This window comes from Nocardia sp. NPDC019395 (genome assembly GCF_040632335.1).
Taxonomy (GTDB): domain Bacteria; phylum Actinomycetota; class Actinomycetes; order Mycobacteriales; family Mycobacteriaceae; genus Nocardia.
On record NZ_JBEYBT010000025.1, the window covers coordinates 41,942 to 57,731 of the forward strand.

At 67.5% G+C, this 15,790-nt stretch carries 11 protein-coding genes; 5 read left to right on the forward strand and 6 right to left on the reverse strand.

The window, feature by feature from the left end; all coding sequences use genetic code 11:
- Positions 1–5 precede the first annotated feature (5 nt).
- From ABZ827_RS29350 to ABZ827_RS29360, 3 genes are all read left to right on the forward strand, one after another.
- Positions 6–1,220 carry an HpcH/HpaI aldolase/citrate lyase family protein gene (locus ABZ827_RS29350; RefSeq protein WP_357243620.1) on the forward strand — a complete coding sequence of 405 codons (1,215 nt, stop codon included), beginning with the start codon at positions 6–8 and terminating at the stop codon, positions 1,218–1,220.
- Positions 1,221–1,291: 71 nt separating this feature from the next.
- A complete protein-coding gene (locus ABZ827_RS29355; protein ID WP_357243622.1) occupies positions 1,292–3,802 on the forward strand; it encodes a phosphoribosyltransferase in 2,511 nt (836 codons plus the stop codon).
- Positions 3,803–4,648 carry an HAD family hydrolase gene (locus ABZ827_RS29360; protein ID WP_357243625.1) on the forward strand — a complete coding sequence of 282 codons (846 nt, stop codon included), beginning with the start codon at positions 3,803–3,805 and terminating at the stop codon, positions 4,646–4,648.
- A 94-nt stretch (positions 4,649–4,742) separates the two neighbouring features.
- Here the strand turns inward: ABZ827_RS29360 and ABZ827_RS29365 are convergent, their stop codons facing one another.
- The 4 genes from ABZ827_RS29365 to ABZ827_RS29380 all read right to left on the reverse strand — a co-directional run bounded on the left by ABZ827_RS29365 (position 4,743) and on the right by ABZ827_RS29380 (position 7,932).
- Positions 4,743–5,708, reverse strand: coding sequence for a DUF389 domain-containing protein (locus tag ABZ827_RS29365; RefSeq protein ID WP_357243628.1), 966 nt, complete (start codon positions 5,706–5,708; stop codon positions 4,743–4,745).
- 66 nt (positions 5,709–5,774) lie between these two features.
- Positions 5,775–6,536: an AIM24 family protein gene (locus ABZ827_RS29370; protein WP_357243631.1), complete on the reverse strand. Its 762-nt coding sequence runs from the start codon at positions 6,534–6,536 to the stop codon at positions 5,775–5,777.
- Positions 6,537–6,609: 73 nt separating this feature from the next.
- Positions 6,610–7,305, reverse strand: a complete 696-nt coding sequence (locus ABZ827_RS29375) for an AIM24 family protein (protein ID WP_357243634.1) — start codon at positions 7,303–7,305, stop codon at positions 6,610–6,612.
- Positions 7,306–7,308: 3 nt separating this feature from the next.
- Positions 7,309–7,932, reverse strand: a complete 624-nt coding sequence (locus ABZ827_RS29380) for an AIM24 family protein (RefSeq protein WP_357243637.1) — start codon at positions 7,930–7,932, stop codon at positions 7,309–7,311.
- A gap of 196 nt (positions 7,933–8,128) precedes the next feature.
- On the opposite strand from ABZ827_RS29380, the gene ABZ827_RS29385 reads away from it, so the two are divergent.
- Together ABZ827_RS29385 and ABZ827_RS29390 are read left to right on the forward strand one after the other, a co-directional pair.
- On the forward strand, positions 8,129–9,478 hold the full coding sequence (locus ABZ827_RS29385) for a TerD family protein (protein ID WP_357243640.1): 1,350 nt from the start codon (positions 8,129–8,131) through the stop codon (positions 9,476–9,478).
- A 20-nt stretch (positions 9,479–9,498) separates the two neighbouring features.
- Positions 9,499–11,067 (forward strand): TerD family protein, encoded by a 1,569-nt coding sequence (locus ABZ827_RS29390; RefSeq protein ID WP_357243643.1) that lies wholly within the window; start codon positions 9,499–9,501, stop codon positions 11,065–11,067.
- 126 nt (positions 11,068–11,193) lie between these two features.
- On the opposite strand, the gene ABZ827_RS29395 is transcribed toward ABZ827_RS29390, so the two are convergent.
- Positions 11,194–12,855, reverse strand: a complete 1,662-nt coding sequence (locus tag ABZ827_RS29395) for a glycosyltransferase 87 family protein (protein ID WP_357243658.1) — start codon at positions 12,853–12,855, stop codon at positions 11,194–11,196.
- Positions 12,856–13,042: 187 nt separating this feature from the next.
- Positions 13,043–15,502, reverse strand: a complete 2,460-nt coding sequence (locus ABZ827_RS29400; RefSeq protein ID WP_357243646.1) for a transglycosylase domain-containing protein — start codon at positions 15,500–15,502, stop codon at positions 13,043–13,045.
- Between the last annotated feature and the right edge of the window lie 288 nt (positions 15,503–15,790).

Consider the following 15,790-nt stretch of genomic DNA (forward strand, 5'->3'; position numbering starts at 1 on the left):
GGATCATGACCGCAGGCATGGCCGTCCGGCAGGAAATCTCCCTGCACAAACGGATACCGCGCCGCCATTTCCGGCAGTTACAGGGCCCTGATGCCAGGGCCCTGTTCCACCGGCAACCGGAGCCGTTCGACGACGCGGCCGAGCGGGAGATGCTGGCGCTGGCGCTGGGCGCCACCCTGTACGTCCCGGCGACCCGGAGCGACCTGACGGCGACGATCGTCCGGCGGGCCGAACGAGGCGTGTGTTCGATGGTGATCGACCTCGAAGACGCGGTCGCCGATCACGAGGTCGCCGCCGCCAAACAGCAGACGGTGCGTACTCTCGACGAGCTCGCGCAGCGCCGGGACCCGAGTCCGATGCTCTTCGTCCGGGTACGCGACGCGGATACCGTGCCCGAACTGCTCGATCAGCTGGGCGCGGGCGCCGAGGTGCTCACCGGGTTCGTCTTCCCCAAATTCGACAGCGCCTCGGGGCCGAAATACCTTGCCGCACTGACGGCCGCCGCAGCCGTTCGCCCGGACCGGCCGCTCTACGGTATGCCCGTGCTGGAGTCCCCCGCGCTGGTGCACCGGCAGACCCGGGACTCCGAACTCACCCAGATCGCCGCGCTGCTGGACGAGCACCGGGAGCGGATCCTGGCGGTTCGGATCGGGGCCACCGATATGTGCGCGACCTTCGGGATCCGCCGGGATCGAGACCTGACCATCTACGACGTCCGGGTGATCGCCGATGTCATCGCGGATATCGTCAACTATCTGGGGCGCGCCGACGGTTCGGGTTTCGTGATCACGGGGCCGGTCTGGGAGTACTTCGCCGATCACGAGCGGATGTTCCGGCCGCTGCTGCGGACCGCGCCGTTCGAGGAATCCGACGCGGTGCCGTTCCGCAGCTATCTGGTGAGCCGGGATCTCGACGGGCTACTGCGCGAGATCACCCTGGACCGGGCGAACGGGATACAGGGCAAGACGGTGATCCACCCCTCGCATGTGGCGGCGGTGCACGCACTGTCGGTGGTCACCCACGAGGAGTATTCGGACGCCCTCGACATTCTGCAGGTGGAGGTCGGCGGAGTCGCCGCGTCCGGTTACCGGAACAAGATGAACGAGATGCGGCCACACCGCAGCTGGGCCCGGCACACTCTCGCCCGGGCCCGGGTCTTCGGAGTGGCGAAGAAAGGTGTGTCCTTCGTGGATCTGCTATCGGCGCTGGTCACCGTATGAGCGAGTCAGGCCCGGAGGCGGCAGCGGAGCGTAACCACGTAGGGCCCTCGCTCATACGCGATGGATACAGCATGAGCGAGTCAGGCCCGGAGGCGGCAGCGGAGCGTAACCACGTAGGGTCCACCCCGGAGGGCTATTGGGCGACTCGGACCCTCGGGATCGAACTGCACCACCACGAGAGTTTCCGTCACGGCGATTTGCCCGACACCCTTCCCCCGCGCCCCGCGATCACCGATTTGTTGCAACCCGGGTTGCGTAAGAATCCGCGGCGCGCTCATCTGCTGGTCTCCACCGTGCTCGGTAAACATCTGCCGACCGATCCACTGGTAGTGCGGGACGCCGGCGATCGGCTCGGCGATCTGGTGCGCGCCGTACTCGGCGAACAGGATGCCGTCACTCTCGGTTTCGCCGAGACCGCGACCGGCCTCGGACACTGTGTGGCGGCGCGGATCGATGCCGCCTGCTATCTGCATTCGACCCGCCGGATCTTGCCGGGCGCACCGACCCTGACCGGTTTCGAAGAGGGGCATTCACACGCCACCTCGCATCTGCTGCAGCCGGTGCCCGGCGATGTTTTCACCGCCGGCCTGCCGCTCGTTCTGGTGGACGACGAGATCTCCACGGGCAATACCGCCTTGGACGCGATCACCGCCCTGCACGAATTCGCGCCGCGCACCCATTACGTGCTGGCGACGCTGGTCGATATGCGCACCGATACCGATCGCGCCCGGTTCGCCGAGGTGGCGGCCGGTTTGGGCGCGCGGATCGATACCGTCTGCCTGGCCACCGGGAGCGCCGTGCTGCCGGACGGGCTGGTCGGTACCGTGCTGGATCTTCCGGAGGCTCAGCTCAATCCGGTCGCCGGGTCCCGGGGAGCTTCGGTGCGGATCGAACTGCCCTGGCCGCGGGATGTGCCCGAGGGCGGGCGGCACGGCTTTCTTCGTACCGATCGCGCGGCGTTCCAGCAGGCCACCGCGGTCGCGGCGAAGATCCTGCGGGATGAGCTCGTCACCGAGCACGCCGGCCGCCCGGTGGTCGTGCTCGCCCATGAGGAGCTGATGTACCTGCCGTTGTGCCTGGCCGTGGCGCTGGCCGAATCGGGGATTCCGGTGCGGTACCAGACCACCACCCGGTCACCGGCCTACGTACTCGACGAACCCGGTTATCCGCTGCGCCGCGGATTCCGTTTCCACGCCCCGGAACCGGGCGAGGAGCAGCCACGTTTCGTGTACAACGCCTGCTGGCCCGAGGCCCCCGCCGATGACGCCCTCGACCCGGTACTGCTGTTCGTGGTCGATACACCGGGCGACAGCGCGGCGCTGCACGCGCCGGGCGGACTGGTGGACGTGCTCACCGCGGCCGGCTCGGAGGTGCTGGTGGCGGTGCTGCCCGGTGCGGATCCGCGGGCACTCGCCGCGGCCCGGACCGGGGCGGGTTCCCGGCCGGCGGCGATCGGCGGCCCCACTCCACTGTTCGGTCCCGAGTTCGGCTCCTACGCCCGCGACGATGTGGCCTGGCTGTTGAAGGACCTCTCCGCCGCCGAACTGGAGGCGGATCTCGCCTATCGGGAGCGGCGGATCCAGGCCGGTATCGCGCACTACGCGGAATCGTTGCCGATCGAGTATCAACCCGATGCCGCCTATCGCGAGTTGTTCGACCGGGTCCTCGCCGACAGTGCCGAGCGCCTGGCTCTCGCGGTGGGGACGGTCGCCGAATTGGTTGTCGCCGAACGCGGTACCGATATCGTGCTCGCCTCACTGGCCCGGGCGGGTACACCGATCGGAATACTGATCCGCCGCTGGCTGTCCACCGGTCACGGCACCCGTCCAGGTCTGGATATTCCGCACTATGCGGTGTCGATCGTGCGGGATCGCGGGATCGACACCGTGGCATTGGACTATCTGGCCCGCAGGCACGACCCCGGCGCGGTGGTATTCGTCGACGGCTGGACCGGCAAGGGCGCTATCGCCAAGGAACTCACCGCGGCGCTCGACGCATATTACGCGGCCGGCGGCGCGCGCTTCGACGATGATCTCGCCGTACTCGCCGACCCGGGCAACTGTGTGCGCACCTTCGGAACCCGCGACGATTTCCTGATCGCCTCGGCCTGCCTCAACTCCACTGTCTCCGGGCTGGTATCGCGGACGGTGCTGAACCGGGACCTGATCGGCCCGAACGATTTCCACGGTGCGAAGTTCTACGCCGACCTCGCCGCCGAGGATGTTTCCGGCCGGCTCATCGATACCGTCACCGCGGCGTTCGATGAGGTCCGCCCCCGGGTTTCCGCGCGGGTCGCGCAACTGCGTGCCGCCGACCGCACCCCGGCCTGGACCGGTTGGACGTCGGTGGAGCGGGTACGCGCCGAATACGGCATCGACAGCGTGAACTTCGTGAAGCCGGGGGTCGGGGAGACGACGCGGGTACTGCTGCGGCGGGTGCCGTGGCGGGTCCTGGTTCGCGAGCCGGGCGCCCCCGAACACGCGCATATCCGGCTGCTCGCCGAGGCGCGCGAAGTGCCCGTGGAGGTTGTGGCGGATCTCGCCTATTCGTGTATGGGCTTGATCAAGGATGTGCGGCGCTAGATGACTTCCCCGAAACCGGTACTGATCGCGACCGATCTGGATCGCACGATGATCTACTCCCGCAATGCTTTCGGCACGGCCGAGCCGGCGGCGCTATGCGTAGAGCACCTCGAGGGCGCACCCCTGTCGTATATGACGGTCGCCGCCGCGGACGCGATGACAGCTCTCGCGTCGGTCGCCGCGGTCCTGCCCACCACGACCCGCACTATCGCTCAGTTCGAGCGGATCCGGTTCCCGGGCGAGCCGTGGGCGTACGCGGTCACCAGTAATGGTGGAAACATCCTGGTCGACGGGTCGCCGGATCGGCAGTGGCGCCGGACGGTCGACGCGGCGGTCCGGGCCGGGGGAGCGACGCTGGCCGAGGTCGGTGTCGCGCTGCGCGACCGGATCGACGATTCGTGGGTTCTGAAATATCGCGAGGCAGACGAACTCTTCTGTTATCTGGTGGTCGACCTGGCCGCCACCCCGGACGATTTCCTCGCCGAATGGGACAGTTGGTGCCGTCCCCGCGGTTGGTCGGCGTCGCGACAGGGTCGCAAGATCTACACGATGCCCATGGCAGTGTGTAAGAGCCAGGCCGTGGCCGAGGTTCGCACCCGGCTCATCGCCGCCGGCCGGCTCGACCCGGTGGCACCGACGCTCGCCGCCGGTGACGGCGCGCTGGACGCCGAAATGCTCGCCGCGGCGGATCGGGGAATCCGGCCCCGGCACGGCGAACTCGAAGAGCTCGGCTGGACCCACCCGAACTTGACGGTCACCTCCGCCACCGGAATCCTGGCGGGGGAGGAGATCATCGACTGGTTCACCGCCGCCCTTCCCGGCCGGGTCGCCGACTCCACCGTGTAGGCGTCCTCGGCTTCGGCCACGCGCGTACCTCGGCCGTCGGTGCCGCGGACATACGCGTTGCGTTGTGCGTACCTCGCCCTGCCGGGCGGGAGTATCAGAGCATGCGGCGGCGCGCCCGGGCAGCGGTTCGCGCCCGCCGCAACGAGATCCGGGACCAGACGATGTTCTGCAGAGCCAGCGTCGCCCAGCCCGCCAGCGCCATTCCGGCCAGGTTCACCACCAGTTGCAGTGCGCTGCCCCACACCGCCGGCCAGGCTCCGAAGGCCAGGCCGAGCGCGATGTTGCCGGCCGCGGGCACTGTGGTCACCGAGATGAAAACTCCCACCAGCGCGCCGGATTTGGCCGAGGTGAGTGAGAGCACCCCGGCGGCTGCGGCGATCAGGGCGACCACGAACGACCACCTGTCGGGGGTGTAGATGAAGGCTGTGTCGGGTCGTTCCCCGGTGACCGCTTCCGGGGGAATCCAGCCGAGTAGACGGGCCCCCAGGGCGGCGAAGAACGCGAGGAAAATTGCCGCCGCGAATCCCGCCAGCAAGGTGGCGACCGCGCGGCCGAACAACGCCAGCCGCCGCCGTACCAGCGCCACTCCCAGCGCGGCGATGGCACCGAACTCCGGACCCAGCACCATGGCCCCGATCACCAGGATCTGTGAATCCACCACGATCGCGATACCGGCCAGGATGGTCGCCAGGGTCATAAAGCTCAGATAGGTCCAGTTGAGTTCGGTTTCCTCATAGGACTTCTGGGTCACATCCGCCCAGACCACCGAATCCGCGCTGTAGCCCGGCGTCCGGATCTCGGCCAGATATCCCGACAGCGACATCCAGGTCTGCACCGGCTCGAGCTCGATACTGCCGTGGTGGTGCAGACCGGTCGCGCGCAGCCGGTCGATGATGTCGTTGGCGGCTTCCCGGGCCAGATCGGCCAGGATCACATCGCCTTCGGGCCGGATCGCGCTACCCCGTAGCACCGCCAGACCACTGACGGCGTCGTCGGATCCGAGAACTGTCAGGACGTCGTCGGTCAGTTCGGCCGGCGCCATCACCCGCAGATGCAGCATGCGCCAAGTCTGCCCGTCCGGCCGCGCCGCCGCAGCCCGGCCCTCCGGCGGCGTGGTGTTTCCGGCTCAGTGCCCCTGCTGCCCCTGCAGTTGCCGCGCGATCACACCCTGCAACCGCTGCAGCCCGGGTACGGTGATCCCGCTCTGCAACTGCCCTTCGATGGTGCGGATCAGGGCCGAATCGCTGAGCACCTTCTCGCTCGACTGGATCAGTACCGTTCCGGCGCCGGTGAAATCGAATTGCCGTTCCTCACCGGAATTCACCCCGAACGCGGCGGCGCCCGCGGACAGGAATCCCGAAACCCAGCGCTGGTCGTAGTGGTGGCTCGGCGACGGGCAGTCGGCCCAGCCCACCAGGGATTCGGGGTCTACGCGCAGCGGCGGTTCGGCGAAGATCACCGGACCGTTCGACGACGCCAGGAACTTTCCGGTACCGATCAGCGTGAGAAAGCCGGGCACGATCGACTGGTTCAGCGAAAGCCCCGGTTCGAACGCGAGCAGATTCGCCGCGCGAATAGTGAGGTTGCCGTCGTCGAGGTCGTAGGAGTTGATGTCGTAACCGCGGTCGCCGATCAGCAGTTTGCCCTGGCCCTCGGCCACCACATAATCGCCGGTGAACAGCGGTGCGGAGAACTGGTTGGCCACCATATGCAGCAGCTGACCCTGCAGACCGTGCGTCAGTGCCTGGAACCGCATCTGGCCGTAGTAGGCGATCATCGCCCCCTTGCGCATGAACCAGGGTTTGGTGAGGTCGATGCAGTAGGCGTAGCTGTTGCCGGGAATATTGTCGCTCTCCCCGAGAGTCATCGGGCTGAGGATCTCACTCACGACTGCACCTCGCTGACGCTCGGCTCCGTCGTGCGCGATGCGCACTGTGTCGATGGTTCGCTCTCGGGCTCACTCACAGTTTCTCCTCCGATGCCTGCACATACACGACACCTTGTCCGGCGCACTGCAACTGCATGGCCTCACCGGCTCCGCGCCCGACCGCGTCCCGCCAGCTCACCGCCGTCTTCAACTCGGTCTGCACATTCCCGTAGGAGGCGATGAATGCCTGCGGGTCCACGACCACCGGGTCGGGTCCACCGATCTGCAATTCGAGATAACCGCCGTGGGCCAGCAGGACCGCGCAACCGTGCCCCGAGAGCTGGGTCGTGAACATCCCCTGGCCTGTGAGAGCGCCCGAGGCCGCACCGCGCAGGGCGCCCATGAGACCCCCGCCGCCACCACCGCCACCGGAACTCATGACCGATACCACCGAGGTCTGCAGACCCGCGGTGTAGGCAAGCAGCCGTGACGCCTCGACCTGCAATACCGCGCCCGGCTGCACCGGCACCACCTGGACTTCCAGGCCCGCGAACCCGTAGTGCACCTGCCCGGTGCCCTGGGCGAGCATGGTGCGCTGATGCTCTCCCGCCATCATCCGGCCGGCCATCCTTACCAGGCCACCGCCACCCGCGCCCGCCCCGCCGGGTATCTCGTGCGGGGCGAACGACACATCGCCGGTGTAGAAGAGCATCCCGCCGGCCCGCGCGACCACCCCGCCCGCGGCGCCGATATCGACTGTGACGACCTTGGAATTGACTTTCTCGAACATGACCTACCGTTCCGCCGGCTGGATCGAGACCACGCCCTGACCGTCCCACCGCAGCGAGAAGGCTTCCCCACCGTCCTGTCCCAGCGCCGACCGCCACGACACATCGGTGACGAAAGACTGGTTGAGGTTACCGCGAGCGGAGACAAACGCATCCGGGTCGACCACCAGCGGGAACTGCGGGGACACCTCGAGATGAATGAGTGGCCCGCCGGCCGAGAGCAGCGCCACCTGTCCCTGCCCGCTCACCGTGGTGGTGAAAAGCCCCTGCCCACTGGACGCCCCGCGCACCCCCGCGAACCGCACATCGGTGCGCAGATTCCCGGCGAATGCCAGCAGCTGCTGCGATTCGACCTGCAGGGTTTCGTTGTTCAGATTCACGACAGACACATACTGACCGTTGACCGCGAAGAACACCCGTCCGTTACCGCCGCATTCCATCAACGACAACTTCTCACCGGTCGCTCGCCGCTTCATCCCCGCGAGCACGCCCTCGCCGCCACCGAACCCCGCGGATTTGAACTGCACCGCCCCCTCGTAGGCGACCATGGAACCGGATATAGCGCGAATACTGGTGTTCGCGAGGTGGGCCTCGACCACCTTCTTCGACTGTTCGAAGAGTTGTGCCATGAAGTGTCGCCCTGTCGTCGCCGCCCCGAGCCCCGATCCGCGACCGGCACCCATCCATCGCCGCCACCTTAATCGCCGCAGGTCGACCGAGTCCAACCTCGCGCCCGCCGCGAACACTGTCAACGAGATTCGTATGGTCCACGTTTCTCGTACAGTGGCAGCTAACGCATACGCACCGACAAGCGAAGGGTCTGACTTGTCCGCAACACTCGCCAAGGGCCAGAACGGTCCACTGGCCACCAACGATGTGGTGATTTCGATCCAATTGGCCGCACCGGCCGATCTGTCCGCACTATTGGTCACCGAGCAGGGCAAGGTCCGAACCGACGCCGACTTCGTGTTCTACAACCAGCCCAGTGGTCCCGGCGTGAATCTGCGTCCCGGCCCCGCCGGACAGCCCGCCTCGCTGGCAGTGAACCTCGGTGCCGTGCCCGCCGATATCGCGCAGGTGCGCGCCGTGATCACCCTCGACGATCCGAATGCGAACTTCGGTCAGTTCGCGCCCCCCGTCGCTTATGTCTCCGATCAGTCGGGGGCACAGCTCTTCGAATACCGGATCGACGGCTTGGCCAGCGAGTCCATCGTCATCGCGCTCGAAGTGTATCGCCGCCAAGGCTCTTGGAAGGTCCGCGCCGTCGGCCAGGGGTACGCCGGTGGTTTCGCCGCGCTCGTCACCGATCACGGTGTCACAGTCGACGATTCACCCGCACAGACACAGTCCGCGCCCCCGCCTCCGCCGCCCGCACCGGCCCCCCCGCCGCCCGTTCAGCAGTCCGCGCCGGTACCGCCTCCGCCGCCTCAGCAGCCTTACCCTCCGCAACAGCAGCCGCTCAACACCCCCTACCCGCCGCAGGGTGGGGGTTATCCGCCGCCGCCCGGCCCCGGTTACCAGCCCGGTCAGCCGGCTCCCGCACCCGCTCCGGCCCCGCCGCAGCAGCCCGGTGAGATCAGTTTGAGCAAGACCGGTCCCGTGAGCCTGCAGAAGGGTCAGCGGGTCAGCCTCCGTAAGGAGGACGGCGCGTCGCTCACCTTCGTGAAAATGGGTCTGGGCTGGGATCCGGTGCAGCAGCGTGGCATGTTCGGCAGCCGCACCGTCGATATCGACCTGGACGCGTCGGTGGTGATGTTCGCAGACCTGAACCCGGTGGACGTCGCCTACTACGGTCAGCTGACCTCGAAGGACGGCTCGATCCGCCATCAGGGTGACAACCTCACCGGTGAGGGCGCCGGTGACGACGAAGTGATCCTGGTCGACCTCATGCGCATTCCAGCGCATGTCAACAGCCTGGTTTTCATCGTGACCTCCTACAAGGGGCACACCTTCGGCCAGGTCCAGAACGCGTTCTGCCGGCTGATCGACGGCGCGAACAATGCCGAACTGGCCCGGTACTCCCTGACCGGCGGCGCTCCCACCACGGCCATGGTCATGTCGAAACTGTTCCGGGTCGCCGGTGGGGACTGGAAGATGCAGGCCATCGGTGAGGGTTTCAATGCCAAACATCCCGGCGAGGCCATTCCGCAGCTGGGACGGTTCCTGGCGGCATGAGTGCGTCCGGGGGACAGGATATGAAGCTCTTGCAGGCAGGTCAGAACATTCCGCTCGCCGGTGGTGTGGCCCGGTTCCAGGTGAACGGGGCGGTACCGCTGACGGTTTCGGCGCTGGTGGTGGCCGATGATCTGCGGGTGGGTTCGGCAGCGGATGTGCTGGTGTCCGAGCGGCCCACGGGTCCCGGCGTGCGGATCGAGGAGGCGGCCGCCGCCGTCGTGGTCACGCCCGCGGAGGTTCGCGCGGACGCGCAGGCGGTACTGCTGGTCGTCTCGGCGCACAGCGGTCCCGGGGTGATCACCGCCGGTCTGTCCGAAAACGATACGCCGGTAGCCGAATTCGTGATCACCCCGCAAGCCGGGGAAACCGCGTTGATCTGCTTCGAACTGTATCGGCGCGGTACAGGCTGGAAACTACGCGCACTGGGCCAGGGTTATGCGGGCGGGATTTCCGAGCTCCTGCGCACCCATGGTGCGCAGGATTACGTTACGGCCGCACCGCCGGTGGCGGCCTCCGCCGCCACTGTGGTCGACGGCACCGCCACGGCGGCCGCGGCCCCGCCTTCGCCGCCTCCGGCCGAGATTCCACCGATGGAGGTCGGACACGGGCTCGAACGGCTGTGGATGATCTTCGAAGACGCCGCGCGTTCGGCCGCCGCACTGGAATCGGCTCGCAGCTACGCGGCCGAGCGGCTCGACCAGGAACTCTCCGCGGCGGTATCGGACCCGGCGACCCGTAACACCCCGGCAGCCGATGCCGCGCGCGCGGCCGCTCAGCGGCGTTGCGACGAGCTCACCGCCACCGCGGAGGATCGGCACCGAGCCGACAGCACCCAGCTACAGCGCGAACTCGCCGAGGCGGATGCGGTACTGCCCGCGGCGTTGGCATCCTGGAACTCGCCGGCCTGGGACCGCCCGGCCGCTCCCGCGGATGGTATCCGGCTCGGCGAGCTCTACGCGCTCGACCGCGGAGCGCTCCGAATCCCCTACTGTGTACCGGTTCCGCTGAACCGGCCGCTATGGGTCGACACCGAATCGTCCGTCGCGGTAGCGCCGGTGATCGGCGCGCTGCTGGCCCGGTTGCTACGCGCCGCGCCGGGTCGCCGCACGGTGGTGGACGTCATCGACCTGACGGGTGCGTTCACCGGTTTCACGGGAATGCTGGCACCACTGCTGGCGGGGCCGCCGATCACGGACCACTCGGATATATCCCCGCGGTTGCAGCAACTGGTGGACGCTGCCGAACTCGCCGAAATGGCCTACAACTCCGGACAGGCTGTCCCGCCGGCCGAGCACCGGATCCTGTTGGCGGCGGATTTCCCGCACGGCTACCAGTCCATGGACGCGCAGCGCCTGGCCATGTTGCTGGCCCGCGCGGACCTGATCGGTTTGTCGACGGTGATTGTCGGTGCGAACGAATCGGATTCGAACGACAGCACGGTGGCGGCGCTGTCACGAGCATGCCGGCATCTGCCGACGGTCAGCGGAACCCCGCTGTTCGATCCCTGGACCAACAATGCCTGGCAGCTCGACCTGGACCTCCTGCCCCAGGAACCGGAACGCCAGGCGAGGATCCTCAGAGCCTCCTGAGCCGTGTTTTTGGCGCCGCCTCCGGCGTCGCGGCGCCGCAGGCGACGCCAAAAACACAGAACCTTCACGGATTGCTCCGCCTACCACCTTCGTGTTTCAGCCCGCTTCACGCCTTCACGTTCCGGTTTACCTGACTACCTTTGCGGTTACCGCTGCCTCGCGGGTCCAGTGGGTGTCCAGCGAGATCCTGGGCCGCAGTATTTCCGGTAGCCACGGGAGGAGCGGGTCGGGGGCTCGGTCCACGACCCCGCCGACCGGATCGTCCAGATAATCCCGGCGCACCAGATCCTGGTCCGGGCAGTAGATCTGGCGGACGATCAGCACGCACAGGCCGATCACAGCGATATCGCGCAGTAACACCGTGCCGGTGAACCACTGCTCGGGTAGGCCTTTTCGGTCGATTCCGAGGTAGTAGAACATGCGGGGTGCCCAAACCAGTGCGTCGATCGTCATCCAGGCCAGGAGCAATCGCCGATGGGGCAGGGCCAGCACGGCGAGCGGCACCAGCCACAACGAATATTGCGGGCTCCAGACCTTGTTCGTCAGCAGGAAAGCCGCTATCACCAGGAAACACAGCTGGGCCAGCCGGGGGCGGCGTGGTGCGGTGAGGCCGACGTACGCGATACCCAGGCAGGCCGCGGCGAACAGTAGCAGCGATACCAGGTTGAGCACAGTCGGTGCTTCACCGTGCCGGAGCGTGCCGTCGAAACCGCTCCAGTCCGTGAACGACATCACCACGTTGTAGAGCGAATCCGGGTCGGCGTGCCGGCTGGTGTTGAGCCGGAAGAACTCCCGCCAGCCGTCCGGATACAGCAGCGCGATCGGCAGATTCACCACTGCCCAGGTGGCCAAGGCGCCACCGGCGGTCAATCCGGCCGCGCCGAGCGGCCGGGTGGCGAGCAACCGGATCCGTTCCGGAATCCCGCTCAGCCAGTCCGCCAGGGAATCCGCACTGCGCACATCGCGCAATCGCGTCGACTGTCGTGTCCGCGGTGTACGTTGCATCGGGTCGGCACGCAGGCACAACACCAGGATCGGACCCAGGAGCAGTAGCGGATACAGTTTCGCCGCCCCACCCAGGCCCAGCAGTATGCCGGCCAGCAGCGGCCGGCGCCGCGCCCAGGCCAGCAGGCCCGCGGCGGCGAACGCGGTGGCGAGGAAGTCGAAATTGGTGAAGGCGTGCACGATCACCAGCGGTGAACAAGCCATGAGGGCGACGTCCCAGATCCGGCGTCCGGCCAGTAGGGCTGTCGCCCAGATAGTGGCCAGCCAGGCCATCGACAACCCCAGCGCCACCACGTTGAAGTAGAGAACCACCTGTAGCGCACCAGGTAGTGGGCTCGCGTCCCATGTCTTGGCCACCAGCATGGCCACGTACTGGTACAGCCCGGACAGCACCGGATATTCCATATGCCTGACTTCGGTGCCGCCGCCCGGAGCCTCTTCCACCCAGTACTTCTTGTACGGGAAGGCACCTTCGTTGAGTCGTTCGGCGCCGTAGAGCGGCACAGTGTCCGAGTAGCACATTGCGGTGTACTGGCGGCCGTTGTTCCAGTCGAGCGAGAGCGCGCCGCCGCCGGTATCGGTCTGCTGAATACAACCGGCTTTGGCGAACCACCCGAATGCCAGGAAGATCACGGTGAACGCCAGCAGGACCCGCATCGGGGTCCAGAAACGGGCCCGTCCGATGAGAGCGTGATCGCCTACCGGCCCGCCGATCGCGGTGCACAGCTGGGCGGACATCGAATCGTTGCGGCTCGGCTTGTCGCGGGCATCGGCCGAACGCAGATCGGGGGCGAGCGGTCCGGGCGAATCGTATCCGCGGTCGGCGTCCGGCCGGGTCCGCCCGTTGCCGGGCTCGTCCCCTTCGTCCGGCCCACCCGCCAGTCGCTGCTCGCTCACGGGACCCGAGGTTACCTGTTACCGGGGGCCCGGCTCGGATCGAGCCGGGCCCCCGGGAGCATGGTGCGGTTCGTCAGCCGCCGGCGTCGGGACTGCCTGTGGTGTCCCCGCCGCCCGTATCGTTCTCGGTGCCGGCGCCCGGGGCCTGGGTGATGGTCGGCGAAGAACCCTCGGTGGCCGTCGGCTGTCCCGGCATCGGGCCCGCTCCGGAATCGCCTTGTTGCCGGCCTTGCGGTTGCGTCTGGCTGCGTTGCTGGTTCGGCTGGACTCCGGGAACCGGAATCGTGATACCGGGCAGGATCTCGACCTGGCTCGGCTGGATCACGACCGGGGGTTCGAAGGACGGCATCGTCGTGGACGGCGCGGTATACGGGGCAGTCCACTTCGGTACACCGGCCTGTCCCTTGATTGGTGCCGGTTTGGGGAACTTCTCGTTGGGCGTGCCTTCGAGGGCGCCGTCCATCGTTTGCTTCCAGATATCCGAAGGCAGGCTGGAACCGTAGATCATGGCGCCGCCGTAGTTGCGCAACGGCGAATTATCGGTGGTACCCACCCAGACCGCGGTGGACAGCGAGGGGGTGTAGCCCACCATCCAGGCGTCCTTGTTCTCACCGGTATCACCCAGCTGTGCGGTACCGGTTTTGGCGGCCGACGCGCGGCCACCGGCGAGTCCGTGGTTGCGCGAAGATGCGGCGATCGGTTCCATCGCCGCGGTCACATTGTCGGCGACCGCTTCCGAAACCCGGCGCTCCCCGGCCGTATCACCGCGGTCCAGCAGCACCTGGCCGTCGGCCGTGACGACCTTGGTCACGAAATGCGGTTTGTGGTAGGTGCCGGAGGCTGCCAGCGTCGCGTAGGTCGACGCCATATCCAACGGCCGGGCCTGATACTGGCCGAGCACGATACCGTTGTTCGGCCCGGCGCCGCCCGGTTCGGTCAGCGTGGGACCCAGGCCCGGAATCTCTTCCGGAATCCCCAGTTTGTGCCCCATGGCGGCGATTTTCTCGGGACCGTTCTGCATTTCCAGCTGCATTCGGTAGAAGCTGGTGTTCAGCGACCGTTTGAGGGCTTCGGCGATGGTGCAGACCCCGCACTGCTCGCCCTCGACGTTGGTGATCTCGATCCCGTTGACCGTGATCGGCGAGCTGTCGTACATCTGCGACAGCGGAATACCCTGCTCCAGGTTCTGTGCCAGGCCGACCACCTTGAACGAGGAACCGGTTTGCAGAGGGGCGTTGGCGAAGTCGTAGCCGTAGCCGTCCTCCCCGCCGTAGTAGGCGCGGACCGCACCGGTTTTCGGGTCGATCGAGGCAACCGCGGTGCGCAGTTTGTCCGGTTCGCCCTCCATATTCGTGTGCACGGCGTTCAGGGCGGCCTGCTGTGCCTTGGAGTCGATCGTCGTGGTGATCTGCAAACCCGAGGTGTTCATCTGCTGTTCGCTGATACCCGCTTCGGAGAGTTCACGCATCACCTGCGCTTTGATATGGCCCTCCGGACCGGTCGCCTCGGTTTTCTCACCGGCCTGTGACGACGGCACGACCTGGGGATAGGCCAGGCCCGCACGTTCGGCCGGAGGGAGATTGCCGCCGGCGACCATACCGTCGAGCACGTAGTTCCAGCGAGCCTTGGCGCCTTCGGGGTTCGTTTCCGGATCCAGCATCGACGGAAGCTGGATCGACGCGGCGAGAACAGCGCCTTCGGCGGGGCTCAACTCCTGCACGGGCTTATCGAAATATGCCTTTGCGGCCGCGTTGATGCCGTAGGCGCCACGCCCGAAGTAGATGGTGTTCAGGTAGGCGGAGAGAATCTCGTCCTTGCTCCACTGCCGGGCCATCTTCGCCGAGATGACCAGCTCGTGGAGTTTACGGGTGAGACTGCGTTCGTCACCGACCAGCGCGTTCTTCACATACTGCTGGGTGATCGTCGAACCACCACCGGCGCTGTCCCGGCCGAGCACATTGTCCCGTGCCGCGCGGGCGAAACCGGAGATCGAGAAGCCGGGATTGCTGTAGAAGTCGCGGTCCTCGGCGGCGATCACGGCATTACGCACATGCGGTGGAATCTGATCGATCGTCACATCGGTGCGATTGCCCTGCGGCGGAACGACCCGGGTGATCTCCGTCTCCCCGTCGGCCGCGAGAATCGTTGCGACCTGGTTGGTTTTGAGATCACCGGGCTCGGGGACCGAAACCGTGGAATACGCGATCAGGAATACCGTGCTCGGCACCACAATGGCCAGCGCCACCAGCACGTACGCGATCCGGCGCGCGATCTTCCACCGGCTCTTGCGTTTCTGCCCGGGACCCCGGCCCCCGGGGCCGCCCGGTCCGCCCGAGCGGTTTCCACCGGGGCGCCGGGGCGGTGGGCCACCGCCGGGGCCGGAGCGAACGCGGGATGCGCCGTCCGGGCCGACCGCGCGGCGTTCCCCGGTGCTCGAGCCGGGGCGGGTCGCCGGTCGCGGCCCGGTCGCGGGTCGTTCGCGCCGCGCGGTCTCGGGGGATCCGGCGGGGTTCGGCCCGGCGGGATTCTGCATCTTCGCTGTGCTCTGTTCGCCGCGTTGCGGACCCGGCTCACCTGGCCGGCCCATCCGCTGCGTCGGCTGATTCGGTGGTTGCGGCCGGCCCTGCGGTGGCCGCCCGGGCGGGGGGCCGGGGCGCTGCGGCGGCTGCGCACCCCGCTGCGCCGGTGGCATACCTCCGGTGTTCGGCCCCGGTCGCCGGCCTTCCGGGCCGGGACGTGGGCCCGGGACGATCGGCCGGGGGCCGCTGTTCGCGGGAGGTCGCGGACCGGCGGGGCCGGGGCGCGGGCCACCCGCGGCCGG

Excerpts from the sequence above, each read along its gene's own strand:
- ABZ827_RS29355 (WP_357243622.1), top strand. The coding sequence starts at position 1,292 with ATGAGCGAGTCAGGCCCGGAGGCGGCAGCGGAGCGTAACCACGTAGGG.
- ABZ827_RS29365 (WP_357243628.1), bottom strand. The coding sequence starts at position 5,708 with ATGCTGCATCTGCGGGTGATGGCGCCGGCCGAACTGACCGACGACGTC.
- ABZ827_RS29390 (WP_357243643.1), top strand. The coding sequence starts at position 9,499 with ATGAAGCTCTTGCAGGCAGGTCAGAACATTCCGCTCGCCGGTGGTGTG.
- ABZ827_RS29350 (WP_357243620.1), top strand. The coding sequence starts at position 6 with ATGACCGCAGGCATGGCCGTCCGGCAGGAAATCTCCCTGCACAAACGG.
- ABZ827_RS29380 (WP_357243637.1), bottom strand. The coding sequence starts at position 7,932 with ATGGCACAACTCTTCGAACAGTCGAAGAAGGTGGTCGAGGCCCACCTC.
- ABZ827_RS29375 (WP_357243634.1), bottom strand. The coding sequence starts at position 7,305 with ATGTTCGAGAAAGTCAATTCCAAGGTCGTCACAGTCGATATCGGCGCC.
- ABZ827_RS29400 (WP_357243646.1), bottom strand. The coding sequence starts at position 15,502 with ATGCAGAATCCCGCCGGGCCGAACCCCGCCGGATCCCCCGAGACCGCG.
- ABZ827_RS29360 (WP_357243625.1), top strand. The coding sequence starts at position 3,803 with ATGACTTCCCCGAAACCGGTACTGATCGCGACCGATCTGGATCGCACG.